The 13,962-nt window shown below is 71.0% G+C and carries 15 protein-coding genes; 8 read left to right on the top strand and 7 right to left on the bottom strand.

The genetic code is table 11. The features are described from left to right. The first annotated feature begins 76 nt into the window (after positions 1–76). Positions 77–1,336, top strand: a complete 1,260-nt coding sequence (locus tag ACIBLA_RS35965; protein WP_399200998.1) for a multidrug effflux MFS transporter — start codon at positions 77–79, stop codon at positions 1,334–1,336. A gap of 50 nt (positions 1,337–1,386) precedes the next feature. Here ACIBLA_RS35965 and ACIBLA_RS35960 read toward each other — a convergent pair whose 3' ends face one another. Then, positions 1,387–2,703: a hypothetical protein gene (locus tag ACIBLA_RS35960; RefSeq protein WP_399200997.1), complete on the bottom strand. Its 1,317-nt coding sequence runs from the start codon at positions 2,701–2,703 to the stop codon at positions 1,387–1,389. Between the two features lie 215 nt (positions 2,704–2,918). On the opposite strand from ACIBLA_RS35960, the gene ACIBLA_RS35955 reads away from it, so the two are divergent. Further along, positions 2,919–3,971, top strand: a complete 1,053-nt coding sequence (locus ACIBLA_RS35955; protein WP_363243479.1) for a small ribosomal subunit Rsm22 family protein — start codon at positions 2,919–2,921, stop codon at positions 3,969–3,971. On the opposite strand, the gene ddaH is transcribed toward ACIBLA_RS35955, so the two are convergent. Continuing rightward, the gene (gene ddaH, locus ACIBLA_RS35950; protein WP_363243480.1) at positions 3,963–4,820 is read right to left on the bottom strand and encodes a dimethylargininase; all 858 of its coding nucleotides are present in this window, start codon (positions 4,818–4,820) and stop codon (positions 3,963–3,965) included. The genes ACIBLA_RS35955 and ddaH overlap by 9 nt on opposite strands. A gap of 180 nt (positions 4,821–5,000) precedes the next feature. Between ddaH and ACIBLA_RS35945 the strand changes: the two genes are divergently transcribed. Further along, positions 5,001–5,648, top strand: a complete 648-nt coding sequence (locus ACIBLA_RS35945) for a TetR/AcrR family transcriptional regulator (RefSeq protein WP_399200996.1) — start codon at positions 5,001–5,003, stop codon at positions 5,646–5,648. Positions 5,649–5,893: 245 nt separating this feature from the next. Then, positions 5,894–6,646 carry a bifunctional DNA primase/polymerase gene (locus tag ACIBLA_RS35940; protein ID WP_363243482.1) on the top strand — a complete coding sequence of 251 codons (753 nt, stop codon included), beginning with the start codon at positions 5,894–5,896 and terminating at the stop codon, positions 6,644–6,646. 26 nt (positions 6,647–6,672) lie between these two features. On the opposite strand, the gene ACIBLA_RS35935 is transcribed toward ACIBLA_RS35940, so the two are convergent. Further along, the gene (locus ACIBLA_RS35935) at positions 6,673–7,662 is read right to left on the bottom strand and encodes a hypothetical protein (RefSeq protein WP_363243483.1); all 990 of its coding nucleotides are present in this window, start codon (positions 7,660–7,662) and stop codon (positions 6,673–6,675) included. Between the two features lie 155 nt (positions 7,663–7,817). On the opposite strand from ACIBLA_RS35935, the gene ACIBLA_RS35930 reads away from it, so the two are divergent. After that, positions 7,818–8,513 carry a PhzF family phenazine biosynthesis protein gene (locus tag ACIBLA_RS35930; protein ID WP_399201006.1) on the top strand — a complete coding sequence of 232 codons (696 nt, stop codon included), beginning with the start codon at positions 7,818–7,820 and terminating at the stop codon, positions 8,511–8,513. Here the strand turns inward: ACIBLA_RS35930 and ACIBLA_RS35925 are convergent. Beyond that, a complete protein-coding gene (locus ACIBLA_RS35925; RefSeq protein WP_363243484.1) occupies positions 8,503–9,168 on the bottom strand; it encodes a biliverdin-producing heme oxygenase in 666 nt (221 codons plus the stop codon). The two genes, ACIBLA_RS35930 and ACIBLA_RS35925, sit on opposite strands and share 11 nt — an antisense overlap. Before the next feature lie 194 nt (positions 9,169–9,362). Beyond that, positions 9,363–10,220: a type I methionyl aminopeptidase gene (gene map / locus ACIBLA_RS35920; protein WP_399200995.1), complete on the bottom strand. Its 858-nt coding sequence runs from the start codon at positions 10,218–10,220 to the stop codon at positions 9,363–9,365. Between the two features lie 70 nt (positions 10,221–10,290). Here map and ACIBLA_RS35915 point away from each other — a divergent pair, with 70 nt between their 5' ends. Continuing rightward, positions 10,291–10,518: a hypothetical protein gene (locus tag ACIBLA_RS35915; RefSeq protein ID WP_399200994.1), complete on the top strand. Its 228-nt coding sequence runs from the start codon at positions 10,291–10,293 to the stop codon at positions 10,516–10,518. A 169-nt stretch (positions 10,519–10,687) separates the two neighbouring features. Here the strand turns inward: ACIBLA_RS35915 and ACIBLA_RS35910 are convergent, their stop codons facing one another. Further along, on the bottom strand, positions 10,688–12,028 hold the full coding sequence (locus ACIBLA_RS35910) for an MFS transporter (protein ID WP_399200993.1): 1,341 nt from the start codon (positions 12,026–12,028) through the stop codon (positions 10,688–10,690). Between the two features lie 43 nt (positions 12,029–12,071). After that, complete coding sequence (locus tag ACIBLA_RS35905) at positions 12,072–12,689, bottom strand: hypothetical protein (RefSeq protein ID WP_399200992.1); 618 nt, start codon at positions 12,687–12,689, stop codon at positions 12,072–12,074. A gap of 156 nt (positions 12,690–12,845) precedes the next feature. Between ACIBLA_RS35905 and npdG the strand changes: the two genes are divergently transcribed. Both npdG and ACIBLA_RS35895 read left to right on the top strand, forming a co-directional pair. Further along, a complete protein-coding gene (npdG, locus tag ACIBLA_RS35900; RefSeq protein WP_363243489.1) occupies positions 12,846–13,559 on the top strand; it encodes an NADPH-dependent F420 reductase in 714 nt (237 codons plus the stop codon). Positions 13,560–13,672: 113 nt separating this feature from the next. Next, complete coding sequence (locus tag ACIBLA_RS35895; protein WP_363243490.1) at positions 13,673–13,852, top strand: hypothetical protein; 180 nt, start codon at positions 13,673–13,675, stop codon at positions 13,850–13,852. The last annotated feature ends 110 nt before the right edge of the window (positions 13,853–13,962 follow it).

Genomic DNA, 13,962 nt, shown 5'->3' with positions numbered 1-13,962 from the left:
CTACATGGAGATGCGAATGCCGGACGGCGGCCAAACCACAGACACACGCAAAGGGCATATACCCGCCCCTTCCACCATGACGAAGACCGACACCGGCGTCGGTATCCCCGCCGCGCGCCGCGCCGGCATCGTCGTCACACTCGTCCTCGGCGGGCTCACCGCACTGCCACCACTGTCGATGGACATGTACCTCCCGGCGCTGCCCGCCGTCACCCGCACCCTCGGCTCCTCGGCCGCGACCGCGCAGCTCACCCTCACCGCCTGTCTGACCGGTATGGCCCTCGGCCAGCTGGTCGTCGGGCCGATGAGCGACAAGTGGGGACGCCGCAAACCCCTGCTGCTCGGCATGGTCGTGTACGTCTTCGCCACCGCGATCTGCGCCCTGGCGCCTACCGTCGAACTGCTCATCGGCTTCCGCCTTCTCCAGGGACTGGCCGGGGCCGCGGGCATCGTGATCGCCCGCGCCGTGGTGCGTGATCTCTACGACGGCGTCGAGATGGCCCGCTTCTTCTCCACCCTGATGCTGATATCCGGCGTCGCGCCGGTCGTCGCCCCCGTCATCGGCGGGCAGGTGCTCCAAGTCACCGACTGGCGCGGCATCTTCGTCGTCCTGACAGCCGTCGGCATCGCGCTGACCCTCGTCGTCGTGAAGTGGCTGCACGAGACGCTGCCGAGGGAGAAGCGGCACAGCGGCGGCGTCGGCGAAGCGCTCGGCACGATGCGCGGGCTGCTCGCCGACCGCGTCTTCACCGGCTACATGCTGGCGGGCGGGCTCGCGTTCGCGGCCCTGTTCGCGTACGTCGCGGCCTCCCCGTTCGTGGTGCAGGAGATCTACGGCGCCTCGCCGCAGATGTACAGCCTGCTCTTCGGCATCAACTCCATCGGCCTGATCGCCGTCAGCCAGATCAACGGCCGGCTGCTGGTCGGCCGGGTCAGCATGGACAAGGTGCTGGCCTTGGGCCTGGTCGTCATCACGCTCGCCGGGCTGGCGCTGCTGCTGCTGACCAGCGGGGTGTTCGGCGAGCCCGGCCTCTTCCCGGTCGCGGCCGGGCTGTTCGTCCTGATGTCGGCGATGGGCCTCGCGATGCCCAACACCAACACGCAGGCCCTGATGCGGACCCCGCACGCCGCCGGGTCGGCGTCGGCCCTTATCGGTACGGCGTCGTTCCTGATCGGCGCGATCGCGTCCCCGCTCGTCGGGATCGCGGGCGAGGCGACGGCGGTGCCGATGGCTGTCGTGCAACTGGTGTGCGGCGCCGGGTCACTGGTCTGCTTCCTGGCGCTGTGCCGCCCCTGGCAGCCGCAGCACCGGGCGGCGCGGCCGGCCGGCACCTGAGCGGTCACGGGGCGCGACCTGCGCCGACCGGCGCAGTCGCCCCCGAGCGGTCAGTCCTCCTCGCGCAGCAGATACGCGATGAGGTGCTGCCGGTCCTTGCCGTCCGTCCAGCGGAACAGCCCCATCCCGTTCGTGTCCCCGCTCGGCAGCCGCACGTTGAGCGGCAGCGGGTCGGGCTCGCCGGTGGTGAGATCCACCTGTACGGGGCTGCCGCCGCCGGCCAGGGCGTCGGTCACGTTACGGGCGCTCGTCGCCCCGTACGCCACACCCGTGTCCGACACCGATGTCAGCGTCAGCGGCTTGGTGCCGTCCGTCTCCTCGAAGCAGAACGCCGTCTTCTCGTCCAGGTCGAAGGCGAGCCTGCCCGCGATGAGATAGCGCCCGTCGGGGGAGGAGACGAGCTGCGGCTCGGCGCCGGGGTTGATGTCGGGCTTACGGCACCGCACCTGCGCCACGGCCTTGCCGGTCTCCAGCGAGTGCACCACCCACAGGTCGTGCGTGGCGGCGTCCTTGGCGCCCTTCTTCTTCTGCCACTTGGCGAGCACATGGCCCGCCGACATGGACGCCGGTACACCGGACGTGGGTTCGGTGCCCTTCGGTGCGACTTTCCGGCTGAACCAGCCGCCCCGTACCCAGAACTCCTTCGCCCCGCTCACCAGCAGACCGTTCGCGGTCACCCCGCGCACCTCGGTCAGCTTCTTGCAGTTCGGGCAGCCCTTCGGATAGCCGAGCGAGCCGGGTGCCGTCCGGGACACATCGCCGGTCATCGGGTCGACGACCGCGCTGACGGTCTTGCCGTCGCTGATCAGGATGCCGGGGCCGGCGCCGGTGACGGTCGGCGCGTCCGTCCAGGGCACCTCGACCCGCCGCTGTTCGCCGGTGGCCGCGTCGTAGATGTCGAGGGAGACGAGGGAGTCGGCCGACGCCAGCGCGTACTCGCCGAGCCGCCCGTACGACCAGGTCACGAAGTACTGCTTGTCGCCCTTGGTCACCGAGAGCAGCCGAGGGTACCGGTCCACCGGCGCCAGGGGCCGCCACGCCTCGCCCCACCAGCCGGACTTCCCCGTCTCGGCGTTCTGGGTGCGCAGTTGGTACCGGCTCTCGTCGATCCGGGCCAGATACGCGACGAGACCCGTGGCGGAGGCGACCGCGTACTGCGGCGACACGTCCTCGATCTCCCAGCCGCGCCGGGTGTCGTAGCCGTCGGGCACGTTCAGCCGGGTGTCCGGGCCGGTGCCGACCGCCGGCTTCCGGGGCTTGGCGTCGTCCTTCTTGCTCCCGCCGCAGCTGGCGAGTACGAGCAGCATCACCAGGATGAACACACCGGCGATGAGTGTGACGCGCACGATCTTCTGCCGCTTGGTCATCAAGGACATCGGTGTCAGACCGCGAGCACGGTAAAACGACAACTGGGGTCCCCCCGCGAGCACGGCGTGGCTATGGAGCGGCAACGGCCGTCAGCGTAGCAACTGGGCGAGTACCCGCCGCAGTCCGTTCAGTCCCGATTCCGTGCCCGTCAGGTGCCCGCCTTGTGCCAGACGGGCGGATTCCGGCCACTCCTGGGGCGCCTACACTTCTGGCGGTGAACGCCTCCCTCCCCACCGCCGAAATCCTGCGCGCCTCCCTCGCCGGACTGCTCGACGGACTGCCGCCGAGCCAGGCCGCCCAGGCCGTCGAACGGCTGATCGCCAACTACCGGGGAGCCACCCCGACCGGTACGCCGCTGCTGCGTGACCGCTCCGACGTCGCCGCCTACGCCGCGTACCGGATGCCCGCCACCTTCGAGGCCGTCCGGTCCGCGCTCGACGCGCTCGCCGAGGCCGCGCCGGGGTGGGCGCCGGGCAGCCACGTGGACGTCGGCGGGGGTACGGGGGCGGCGGTCTGGGCGGCCGAGGCGACGTGGACGGACGACGGGGACAGCACCGCCCGGCGTACCACCACCGTGCTGGACTGGGCCGAGCCCGCCCTCGCCCTCGGCCGCGAGCTGGCCGCCGCGTCGGCGCTGCCCGCGCTCGGTGACACAGAGTGGCGCCGGAGCAGGATCGGTACGGGCCTGAAGCTCCCCGAGTGCGACCTCGTCACCGTGTCGTACGTCCTGAACGAACTCGACCCCGCCGATCGCGGCGCCCTCGTCGCCGAGGCGGCGCGCGCCGGACAGGCCGTGGTGATCGTGGAGCCGGGGACGCCCGACGGTTATCAGCGCGTCATCGACGCCCGTGACCTGCTGATCGGGGCGGGCCTGCGGGTGGCCGCGCCCTGCCCGCACAGCGAGGCGTGCCCCATCGAACCCGGCACGGACTGGTGCCACTTCGCCGCCCGCGTCAGCCGGTCGTCGCTGCACCGGCAGGTGAAGGGCGGCTCGCTGGCGTACGAGGACGAGAAGTTCAGCTATGTGGCGGCCGTGCGCTTCGACGCGGAGCCGGTACGGGCGCGGGTGACCCGGAAGCCGCAGACCCGCAAGGGGCAGATGCTGCTCGACCTCTGTACGGAGACGGACGGGCTGCGGCGCGAGACGGTGAGCAAGCGGCACGGGCCGCTGTACCGGGCCGCGCGCGACGCGTCGTGGGGCGACGCCTGGCCGCCCCACGACACGTCCGGTGACGACGCGCCGGATCAGACGCCGGAATCAGGCTGAGAGCAGCAACTCCCGCCGTACGCCCAGCTCTTGCTCCTGCCGCAGCTCCTGCGTGCAGCACTTCACGCTGCCGCCGCCCTTGAGCAGCTCGCCCAGATCCATGCCGATCGGCTCGTAACCCCGGTCCCTGAGCGGGGCGAAGAGTCCGGCCGCCGCCTGCGGCAGCAGCACATGGCGGCCGTCGCTCACGGCGTTGAGCCCGAGGGCCGCCGCGTCCGGCTCCTCGGCGATGAGCGCGTCCGGGAAGAGCCGGGCGAGCACCGCCCTGCTGCCGGGCGAGAACGCGCCGGGGTAGTACATGACGTCGTCGGCCGCGTCGTCCAGGACACAGAGCGCCGTGTCCAGGTGGTAGTAGCGCGGGTCGACCAGATCGAGTCCGATCACCGGGTGGCCGAAGAACTCCTGTGCCTCGGCGTGCGAGAGCGGGCTGGACCGGAAGCCCCGCCCGGCCAGGATGTACGAGGCGGTGACGGCGAAGTCGCCCTCGCCCTCGTTGATGTGCGCCGGCTCATGGATGTCGGTGAAGCCGCGGGCGCGGAACCAGGCCAGATGCGCCTCGGCCTCCCGCGTGCGCTCCGGGTGCGCGAACCGCGCGCCGAGGACGCGGCCGTCGATGACGGTGGCGCCGTTGGCCGCGAACACCATGTCGGGCAGGTCGGGTTGCGGTTCGAGCAGGGAGACGGTGTGCCCGAGAGCGCGGTAGCGGTCGCGGAGCACCTCCCACTGCGCGAGAGCCAGCGGAATGTCCACCGGTTTCGACGGATCCATCCACGGGTTGATCGAGTACGTCACTTTGAAATGCGCCGGTGGGCACATCAGATAGCGGCGCGTCGAGGCGTCACGAGGCAACGAGGGCTCCTCACGAACGATGGGTCGCACTGGGTGTGTGCGTTGAGCCCATGGTCCGTCGTGAGGGGGTGTTCGCGCAGTGATCCGATCGGGTGGTTCACGCAGCGGCACCGGTCGGACAGCGGCGAGTGATCGGCTCCGGCGAGACGCTGCGTCTCGTCCCGCTGGTAGGGTGGAGAAATGGCTGAAAGCAAGACACCGGACTCCACCCGCCGCAGCGAGAAGTCACGCCGCGCGATCTACGCCGCCGCCCTGTCGCTGGTCGGGGAAGTCGGCTATGCGAAGACGACGATCGAGGGCATCGCGGCCCGCGCGGGCGTCGGCAAGCAGACGATCTACCGCTGGTGGCCGTCCAAGGCCGCCGTACTCCTCGAAGCCTTCCTCGACCTCGGCGAACAGGCCGCCGAGGCGGCCGGCGGAGACAGCTCGTACGAGATCCCGGACACCGGAGATCTCGCGGCCGACCTGAAGCTGGTGCTGCGCGCCACGGTCGACGAGCTGAACGACCCGACGTTCGAGGCGCCGACCCGCGCCCTTGCCGCCGAGGGCATCGTGGACGCTGCGATCGGCGCCCAGTACGCGGAGAAGCTGCTGGAGCCGCAGGCCGCGCTCTACGTACGGAGGCTGCGGGCCGCGCAGCGGGCAGGAGCCGTACGGGACGACATCGACCCCCGTACCGCGATGGAGCTGCTGACCGGCCCGATCGTGCACCGCTGGCTGCTGCGGACGCTGCCGCTCACGCACGCGTACGCGGACTCGCTGGTCGACTACGCGCTGAACGGACTGGCGCCCCGGCCGCCGGGTCCGGCGGCCGGGGCGCGGCACTGAGTGCCGTACCGGGATCCGGAACAGAACCGGTACGTCCTGCCGCCGATTTCCGGTCGGTGAATGTGGCCAACACCACCGGCGCCCATCGCCCGCATCGGCGGCTCATTTCCCCATATAGCCCGTGATGGCGCCCGGTGATCGGCATTCGCCTCCCTACCCCGGTTGAGGAGTGCGGCCCCCCGGAGCGCAGGATGGTGCGAACATGGAAGAGTCCGCGAGGGCCGGTGCATGAGGTGAGGGGATAGATGGGCGACGATTTCGGCCGCTACCGCGGCACTGAGGGCAGGGTTTCCCAGTGGCTGCGCCGACTCGCCAGAAAGTCCGACGACGGTCGGGCACCCGCTCCGGACGCCGACGCCCGACTGGCACTGCTCCTCGCCGTGGCTGCCGCCGGTATGCCCATCTCGCCCGCCGCCCATCCCGTGGGCTACCGGTGTTCGTGCGAACGCATCGGCTGTCCCACCCCCGCCAGGCACCCCGTCTCCTTCGCCTGGCAGACGCAGTCCACCACCGACGAGGCGCAGATCGTTCGCTGGGCCACGAACCAGCCCGAAGCCAACTTCATCACCGCGACCGGCCTGGTCCACGACGTCCTCGACGTCCCGCTGGAGGCGGGCGGCCAGGCGCTGGAGCGGCTGCTCGGCGCGGGCATCGACGTCGGACCGGTCGCCGACTCCGGCGACGAGCGGATGCTCTTCTTCACCGCCACCCGAGGCACGCCCGAGGACGAGGACGAGTGGTGGCCCTGTGAACTGGACTGCCACCCCGAGACGATGGACGAGCATCCGGGCTTCCGCTGGCACTGCCGGGGCAGTTACGTCCTCGTACCGCCCGCCAGGCTGCCCGGCGAGCTGTCGATGACCTGGCTGCGCGGCCCCGAGCATCCGCTGCCCGACCCGCTGACGCTGCTGGAGACGCTGACCGACGCGTGCGCGAGGTACGCGGGCGAGAACCAGGAACTGGACCCGCACCCGGTGGCCTGGCCGCTCGGCCGCTGACCGGGTACGTGCCCCTGCGAGGGGTGTCAGGAGCCTTCGGCCCCGACCACCCCTTGCAGCCTGCTCACCACGTTCACCTGATCCGCGTCGGCGCCGCCCGGCTTCACCAGCGCCGCCTGGCTCGACACCCACTCCTTGGTGAGGGTGTTGTCCACCTCACCACTCATCAGCGCCTTCTCGTCGGCGGTCACCCTCGGCGTGTAGCCGGGGGCGGCGGTCTGCCGCTCGAAGTACTTGATCGCGAAGAAGACGAGCGCGCCACCGTCCTTCGTGGTGAGCGCGAGAGGCGCGAAGTCCCCGGATTCCAGGGGCTGATCGCTGTACTGGATGGTGAGACCGGGCAGCTTGGCGTTCTTCTCGCGGATGTTCCGCCACTGGTCGGTGTGCGGTCCCGCCGCGAAGTGCGCCGGCTCGCCGTCCTTCAGATACGAGATGTACTCGGTGCCCAGCTTTCCGGGAGCCACCGCCGGTGACTCGCTGTCGACGGGCGCCGGTTCGGCGTAGCCGTCCTTGTCGGTCTTGAACTCGGGGATCTCGTCCGGTGTGAGGATCGCGAGATAGGCCACCTCCCACAACTGGTCCGCGCCACCCCGTACGAAGACCAGGACCCAGCGGTTGTCGCCGGGGCCGTCGTCCTTGTCGCGGTTGCTGTCGGTGTCGGCCACGAACCAGCGCGGCCAGCCCGCCTTCTTGGGGATGAGGTACTTCGCGTCGGTCAACTCCAGCGGCTGGTGCCGGTCGTTGCCGTCCGGGCTCGTGATGCTTCTGGCCTTGAGCCCGGCCTGGTTGATCGCGCCCAGCGCTCCGGTGACCCGTCCGGCGTCCAGCTCCGGGTCGTACGCCTTGTCCGCCTTGTTGTACGCCTCGGTGAAATCCGCCAGGGCCTGGGCCGCCTCGGACTTCTTCGCGCCCGGCAGCACCGCCAGTTCACCGTGGACCGTCATACACCCACTGGCGAGCAGCGACATCACCGTCGCAGTCGCCAGCCCCGCCGCTGCCCGAATCGGCCTTCTCATCGGTCGCCTTCTGCTCCGTGACCCCCACTGACCGTTCGAACCCTACCGGTCCGCCTCGGAACCACGAGCGGGGCCGTACCGCCGGGAGACCGTGGTACGGCCCCGCCCTGTCGGGCACGCCGCGTGGGTGATGTTTCAATGCCTGCGTGACTGACATCGGCAGCGGCGCCGGAGAAGGCGCTGTCAGAGAAGGCGCCGTGAGAGAAGGCGGCATCGAAGTACTGCGCGTCTTCTGCGGGGGCGACGGGCGGCACGGCAACGCGCTCGGAGTCGTACGAGAGGGCCGCGACTACCCCGACGAGGCGTCCCGGCAGGCGCTCGCCGCCCAACTCGGCTTCAGCGAGACCGTGTTCGTGGACGACCCCGAACGCGGCTTCGTGGACATCTACACTCCGGGCCTGCGGCTGCCGTTCGCCGGACACCCGCTCGTCGGGGCCGCGTGGCTGCTCGACCTGGAGATGGTCAACCCGCCGGTGGGCGAGGTGTGGGTGCGCCAGGACGGCGAGTTCACCTGGATCACGGCGCGCCCCGAGTGGGCCCCGCCGCGCACCCTGCGCCGCTACGGGACGGCCGCCGAGGTCGACGCGCTCCCCGCCCCGCCACCGGGCGACGGCTGGCTCTACGCGTGGGCGTGGCAGGACGAGTCGGCCGGGCGGGTCAGGGCGCGGGCCTTCCCGCGCCGTGACGACGGCATCGTGGAGGACGAGGCGACGGGCGCGGCGGCCCTGCTGCTCACGGCCGAGCTGGGCCGTGCGCTGAACATCACGCAGGGCCGGGGGTCACAGATCCTCACTGCCCCCGGCCCTGACGGCTCGATCGAGATCGGCGGACGCGTCCGTCTTACGCGCTGAGCGGGAACTCGCCCTCCAGCTCGTGGAACACGGCCCCGTTGAAGTCGAACGCCCGCCTGCACTCCTCGATGACGCGCTGCTTCTCCAGGTCGTCCACCGGCACCGCGTCCAGCAGTTCGCGGTAACCACGCTTGAAAGCCGCCGGATTGGCGATCTCCTCGAAGACGTAGAAGCGGACGCCGTCGCCCTTGCGCGCGAAGCCCCAGGTCTTCTCGGCCTTGTCGCGGACGACCTGGCCGCCGGAGAGATCCCCGAGATAGCGGCTGTAGTGATGGGCCACATAGCCACCGGGCCAGGTGCGGGCGCACTCGGTGATCCTGGCGGCGTACGCGGCGGTGGCGGGCAGCGGCTCCAGGCCATCGCGCCAGTCGGCACCGCGCAGATGCGTCAGGTCGCGCTCCAGGGCCTCGATGCGCATCAGCTCGGGCCGGATGAAGGGGCCGGCGACCGGATCCCGTTCGAGTGCCGCCGTGGAGCCTTCCAGTGCCCGATACACGAACCAGAGCTGTTCCGTGTAGCGAGTGAACGCCTCCACCCCGAGCCGGGCGCCCAGCAGGTCGCTCATGAAGGGCGAGCCGTTCACCTCCGCGTGCTTGTCCTGCGAGGCGACGCGGATCAGCGTGGAGAAGGGGGTGGCTGTGGCGGTTGCGTCCAAGGCGGGCCTCCGGGGACCGAGGGGGACGGATAACCAGACCGAGATCCGGCGGGGCAGCACGGGCGCCTGCCTTCGCCGATCCTCCTACTTAGGCTTACCTAAGTCAACTGGTTCCCGACGTCCTGTCGGTAAAAGTGATACCCCATGATCGCGCGCGGGACACCCGCAGTGGGCCAGGTCAGGGAAGGGTCGGGTCAGGGCAGGGTCAGGATCTCCGCACCGGTGTCCGTCACCACGAGCGTGTGCTCGAACTGGGCGGTCCGCCTGCGATCCTTCGTCACCACGGTCCAGCCGTCGTCCCACATGTCGTGCTCGTGGGTGCCGAGCGTGAGCATCGGCTCGATGGTGAAGGTCATGCCGGGCCGCATGACGGTCGTCGCGTGCGGGCTGTCGTAGTGCGGGATGATCAGCCCGGAGTGGAACGACGAGTTGATGCCGTGCCCGGTGAAGTCGCGGACCACGCCGTAACCGAAGCGCTTGGCGTACGACTCGATGACACGGCCGATGACATTGACCTGCCGGCCGGGCTTGACGGCCTTGATGGCCCGGTTCAGGGACTCTCGGGTCCGTTCGACCAGCAGCGTCGACTCCTCGTCGACGTCACCGCAGAAGTAGGTGGCGTTGTTGTCGCCGTGCACGCCGTTGATGTAGGCCGTGACGTCGAGGTTCACGATGTCGCCGTCGCGCAGCACGGTGGAGTCCGGGATTCCGTGGCAGATGACCTCGTTGATCGAGGTGCAGAGCGACTTCGGGAACTCGCGATAGCCCAGGGTGGACGGATACGCCCCGTGGTCGACCATGAACTCGTGTGCGACCCGGTCGAGTTCGTCGGTCGTGACGCCCGGCGCGATGTGTTTCGCGGCCTCCTCCATCGCCTGGGCGGCGATCCGCCCGGCGATCCGCATCAGCTCGACGGTCTCGTCGGTCTGCACCTCCGGCCCGGTGTACGGGGTCGGCAGGGGCTTCCCGACGTACTCGGGGCGCCGGATTCTTCCGGGAACGGAACGGACGGGGGAGAGTTCCCCGGGCACGAGCAGTGACTGGCCAGACATACCAGCGAGTCTAACCAGCGTTCAAAAGCCGCCGGTGGGGCAGCATGGTGATCAGAGGAAGGAGCCCACGATGGCCCTGTTCAAGAAGCGCACGGTGGGTAAGCCGGGGGAGTGGTACTACTGCCTCCAGCACAAGCGGGTCGAGGAGGGCCCGGACTGTCCGGCCAAGGACCGCTTCGGGCCGTATGCCTCCCGCCAGGAGGCGGAGCGCGCGATGGAGACGGCGGCCGAGCGGAACGCGGAATGGGAGACGGACCCCCGCTGGCACGACAAGCCCGCGGACCCACCCGCGAATTGACCTCTCCGGCCGGTGCGGCACCTCAGCCCGTCCGGCGTTTGAGGACGGACCCCGGCCCTGAGGCCGGTTCCCACGTGTTGCCCGGTGCACGCCGGGGGCCTGCCCCCGGTTTCGGGAAGGGGCGGGTACGGGGAGACACACCCCCCACCTCGACCCGTACCCGCAGGCGTCAGGCCACCGCCCCGGGCGCCGGGGCCCCGGCAGCACCGGTCCCGGCCCCCGTCCCGGCCTCCGCCGCCAGCTCCGCCTCCTGCTGCGCCTTCCGCCGCAACGCGTCCTCGTCCGTCTCGGAGTCGTACGTCATCAGCTTCGGCAGCACCGCCGCCAGCAGCCCCACCGCCACCACGCACGCCACCCCGCCGCTCCACACCGCCGGGCGGGTGCCCGTCCAGCCGGCCACCGTGCCCGCCCGGACCTGGCCGAGCTGCGGGCCCACGCTGTACGACAGCACCTCCAGGCCCGCCAGCCTGCCCCGCAGCTCCTCGGGGATCGTCTGGTTCCAGATCGTCGACCGGCCCAGCCCGCTGAGCATGTCGCCGACGCCCGCCAGCATCAGGCAGGACAGGACCAGCCAGATGTTCGGCATCCAGCCGGCCAGGGTCATCGCCAGACCCCAGCCGCCCGCGCCGAGCACCACCATCAGGCCGTGCCGCCGGACCTTCGACGCCCAGCCGCTGGTCAGGCTGATCAGTACGGAGCCGAGCGGAATCGCCCCGTACATCAGGCCGAGCGCCCACTCCGCGTCCAGGTCCTCCGCCAGGAACGGGAAGATCGCGAGCGGGAAGGCGAAGAACATCGCGCTCAGGTCGACCACGTACGTGCCCAGCAGCACCGGTTTGCTCCACGCGTACCGCGCGCCCTCGGCGATCCCGCGCAGCGACGGCTTCGCCGCCTTCTTGGAAGGTGGTGCCGGCCGCAGCCGGAGGCACATCAGTACGGAGGCGACGAACCCGGTCACGGTCAGCGCGTACGCCGTCGCCGACCCCGAGAACGCGACCACGACACCGGCCGCCGCCGGGCCCGCGACCGCCGCGGTCTGCCAGCGCAGCGCGTTGAGCGCCGCCGCCGCGGTCAGTTGGGCGTGCGGCACGATCCGCGCAATCAGGGAGTCGAGCGCGGGCCGCTGGATGCCCGCCAGGGCGGAGACGCCCGCGGCCACGACGTACAGCGGCCAGAGGGCGGGCTGCGGCAGCAGCGCGTTGACCAGGAGGACCACCGCGAGGAGCCCGAGGCCCGCCTCGGAGAGCAGGATCAGCTTGCGGCGGTCGACGGCGTCGGCGAGCGCCCCGCCGTACAGCCCGAAAACGATCAGCGGGACCAGCTCGACGGCGCCCATCGCGCCGACCGCCAGGGGTGAGTTCGTGAGGTCCTTGATCTGCAACGGCAGCGCGATCATCGCCATGGAGCTGCCGAAATAGGTCACCAGGCCCTGGATCCAGAGGAGTCGGAACTCGCGCAGTGTGCGCAGCGGGGTGAGGTCCGGCAGGATCGCGGAGAGCTTTCTGGTCACGAGAGGCCATGCTGCGCCGTGCCGGTCATGACCGGCAAATCCTTTACCAGCGGGCGGGCGGCGGCGAGGTCAACTGGTCGGCGAGCCGCGACAGCCGGTCCCGGAAGCGGCGTCTGCCGCGCGTCGACGGCAGGCTGTTCTCACCCGCCGCCGCGCTCACCAGGTGCTGCACCATGTCGAGGTCGATGCCCTGGGCGGCCTCCGGTGCCGGCGGGGCGACCGTGAGCGCGTCGTGCGCCAGACCCACCACCTCGGGGTCCCCGCTCCCCAGCGACAGCACCGTCGCCCCCGCCCGCCGCGCGCCGTGCACCCGCTCCAACAGCCCGCCGTCCGGCAGCTCGGGGGCCACCAGCAGCAGCGTCTCGCCCCGTCCCGCCCCCTCCAGCCTGCCGAGCCCGACGGCCAGATGCGCCGGGTCGCCGGGCCGTACCCGGTGCCGTACGAGCAGCGGTGCCAGCTCCCGGCGGCCCGACCAGGCCGCCTCGTCCACAAGATGCGCGGCCAGGTGCCACGGCTCGTACGCCCGCGTCCCCACCAGCAGCAGCCCGCCCCCGTGCGACACGACGGAGGACCGCAGGGACGCGGCGAACCGGCGGGTCGCCGCCGGCCACTCCGTACCGGCCAGGACTTCACGGAGCAGGGCGACGCGTACGGCATCCATGGGCCGGGATCCTGCCGCAGCGCCGTGCTCCCGCGCCGGGGGTCGGTACGGCATCACCCGAACGGGTCGCTCCGGTTGCGCGAGGGCGCGCGGGGGCGCGCGGGGGCCGTGAGGGTCATGCCGGGGGCTCCCGGACCGACACGTAATGTCAAGCTCATGACTTCTCCTGACGACAGTGGCAGCACGCAGAAACCCCCCGCGAAGGACCCCTGGGAGCTTCCCGATGTCTCGGACCTGACCGTCGGCGTTCTCGGCGGCACCGGCGACCAGGGGCGCGGGCTCGCCTACCGGCTGGCGCGGGCCGGGCAGAAAGTGATCATCGGCTCCCGCGCCGCCGAGCGCGCCGAAGCGGCGGCGGCCGAACTCGGCGCGGGCGTCGAGGGCGCCGACAACGCGGAATGCGCGCGCCGCAGCGACATCGTCATCGTCGCGGTGCCGTGGGAAGGCCACGCCAAGACGCTGGAATCGCTCAAGGACGAACTCGCGGGCAAGCTCGTCGTCGACTGCGTCAACCCGCTCGGCTTCGACAAGAAGGGCGCGTACGCGCTGAAGCCGGAGGAGGGCAGCGCCGCCGAACAGGCCGCCGCCCTGCTGCCCGAGTCGCGGGTGACCGCCGCCTTCCACCACCTGTCGGCCGTGCTGCTCCAGGACCCGGCGGTCGAGCGGATCGACACCGATGTGATGGTGCTCGGCGAGGTGCGGGCCGACACCGACATCGTGCAGGCGCTGGCGGCCCGTATCCCCGGTATGCGGGGGGTGTTCGCGGGGCGGCTGCGCAACGCGCACCAGGTGGAGTCGCTGGTGGCGAACCTGATCTCGGTCAACCGCCGCTACAAGGCGCACGCGGGGCTGCGCGTCACCGACGTCTGACGCGGTCGGGGCGTGGGGGGACGCATGGGGGACACTGGACGGGCGCCGTACGCACGCCCTTCCCGCCCTCCACGTCCTCCCCGCCCTCCCCGCCCCCGACAGGAGCCGACCCCATGCCCCGCCTCGCTCTCTACGCCTTCGTCGTCTGCCTGCTGTCCGTCGTGGCGGCCGTGGTGTCCTTCGTGCAGGGGAGCGGCTGGCTCGGCGCCGTGTGGGTGCTGCTGGCCGGGCTGTCCTCGAACATGGCGTGGTACTACCTCCGTAAGGCGAAGGCGACGTCCGGCGCCGGCTGACCGACAAGACACCCCCTAGATGAATGAGTCCAAGGGCTGTCGTCGCGGTCAGTGATCGTAGGCGACCAGGGATCGTTTGACGGGTTGCCCGGTTTTGTCGTTGTGCCAGA

The organism is Streptomyces sp. NPDC050433 (assembly GCF_044458565.1).
In the GTDB taxonomy this organism is placed as follows: Bacteria; Actinomycetota; Actinomycetes; order Streptomycetales; family Streptomycetaceae; genus Streptomyces.
The sequence above is the reverse complement of the archived record's forward strand: the minus strand, read 5'-3'. Positions and strand labels throughout refer to the sequence as shown.

Bases quoted from the DNA above. Each gene is read 5' to 3' on its own strand.
- ACIBLA_RS35965 (WP_399200998.1), top strand. From the start codon at position 77: ATGACGAAGACCGACACCGGCGTCGGTATCCCCGCCGCGCGCCGCGCC.
- ACIBLA_RS35960 (WP_399200997.1), bottom strand. From the start codon at position 2,703: ATGACCAAGCGGCAGAAGATCGTGCGCGTCACACTCATCGCCGGTGTG.
- ACIBLA_RS35945 (WP_399200996.1), top strand. From the start codon at position 5,001: ATGGCTGAAAGCAAGACACCGGACTCCACCCGCCGCAGCGAGAAGTCA.
- ACIBLA_RS35940 (WP_363243482.1), top strand. From the start codon at position 5,894: ATGGGCGACGATTTCGGCCGCTACCGCGGCACTGAGGGCAGGGTTTCC.
- ACIBLA_RS35935 (WP_363243483.1), bottom strand. From the start codon at position 7,662: ATGAGAAGGCCGATTCGGGCAGCGGCGGGGCTGGCGACTGCGACGGTG.
- map (WP_399200995.1), bottom strand. From the start codon at position 10,220: ATGTCTGGCCAGTCACTGCTCGTGCCCGGGGAACTCTCCCCCGTCCGT.
- ACIBLA_RS35915 (WP_399200994.1), top strand. From the start codon at position 10,291: ATGGCCCTGTTCAAGAAGCGCACGGTGGGTAAGCCGGGGGAGTGGTAC.
- ACIBLA_RS35905 (WP_399200992.1), bottom strand. From the start codon at position 12,689: ATGGATGCCGTACGCGTCGCCCTGCTCCGTGAAGTCCTGGCCGGTACG.
- npdG (WP_363243489.1), top strand. From the start codon at position 12,846: ATGACTTCTCCTGACGACAGTGGCAGCACGCAGAAACCCCCCGCGAAG.
- ACIBLA_RS35895 (WP_363243490.1), top strand. From the start codon at position 13,673: ATGCCCCGCCTCGCTCTCTACGCCTTCGTCGTCTGCCTGCTGTCCGTC.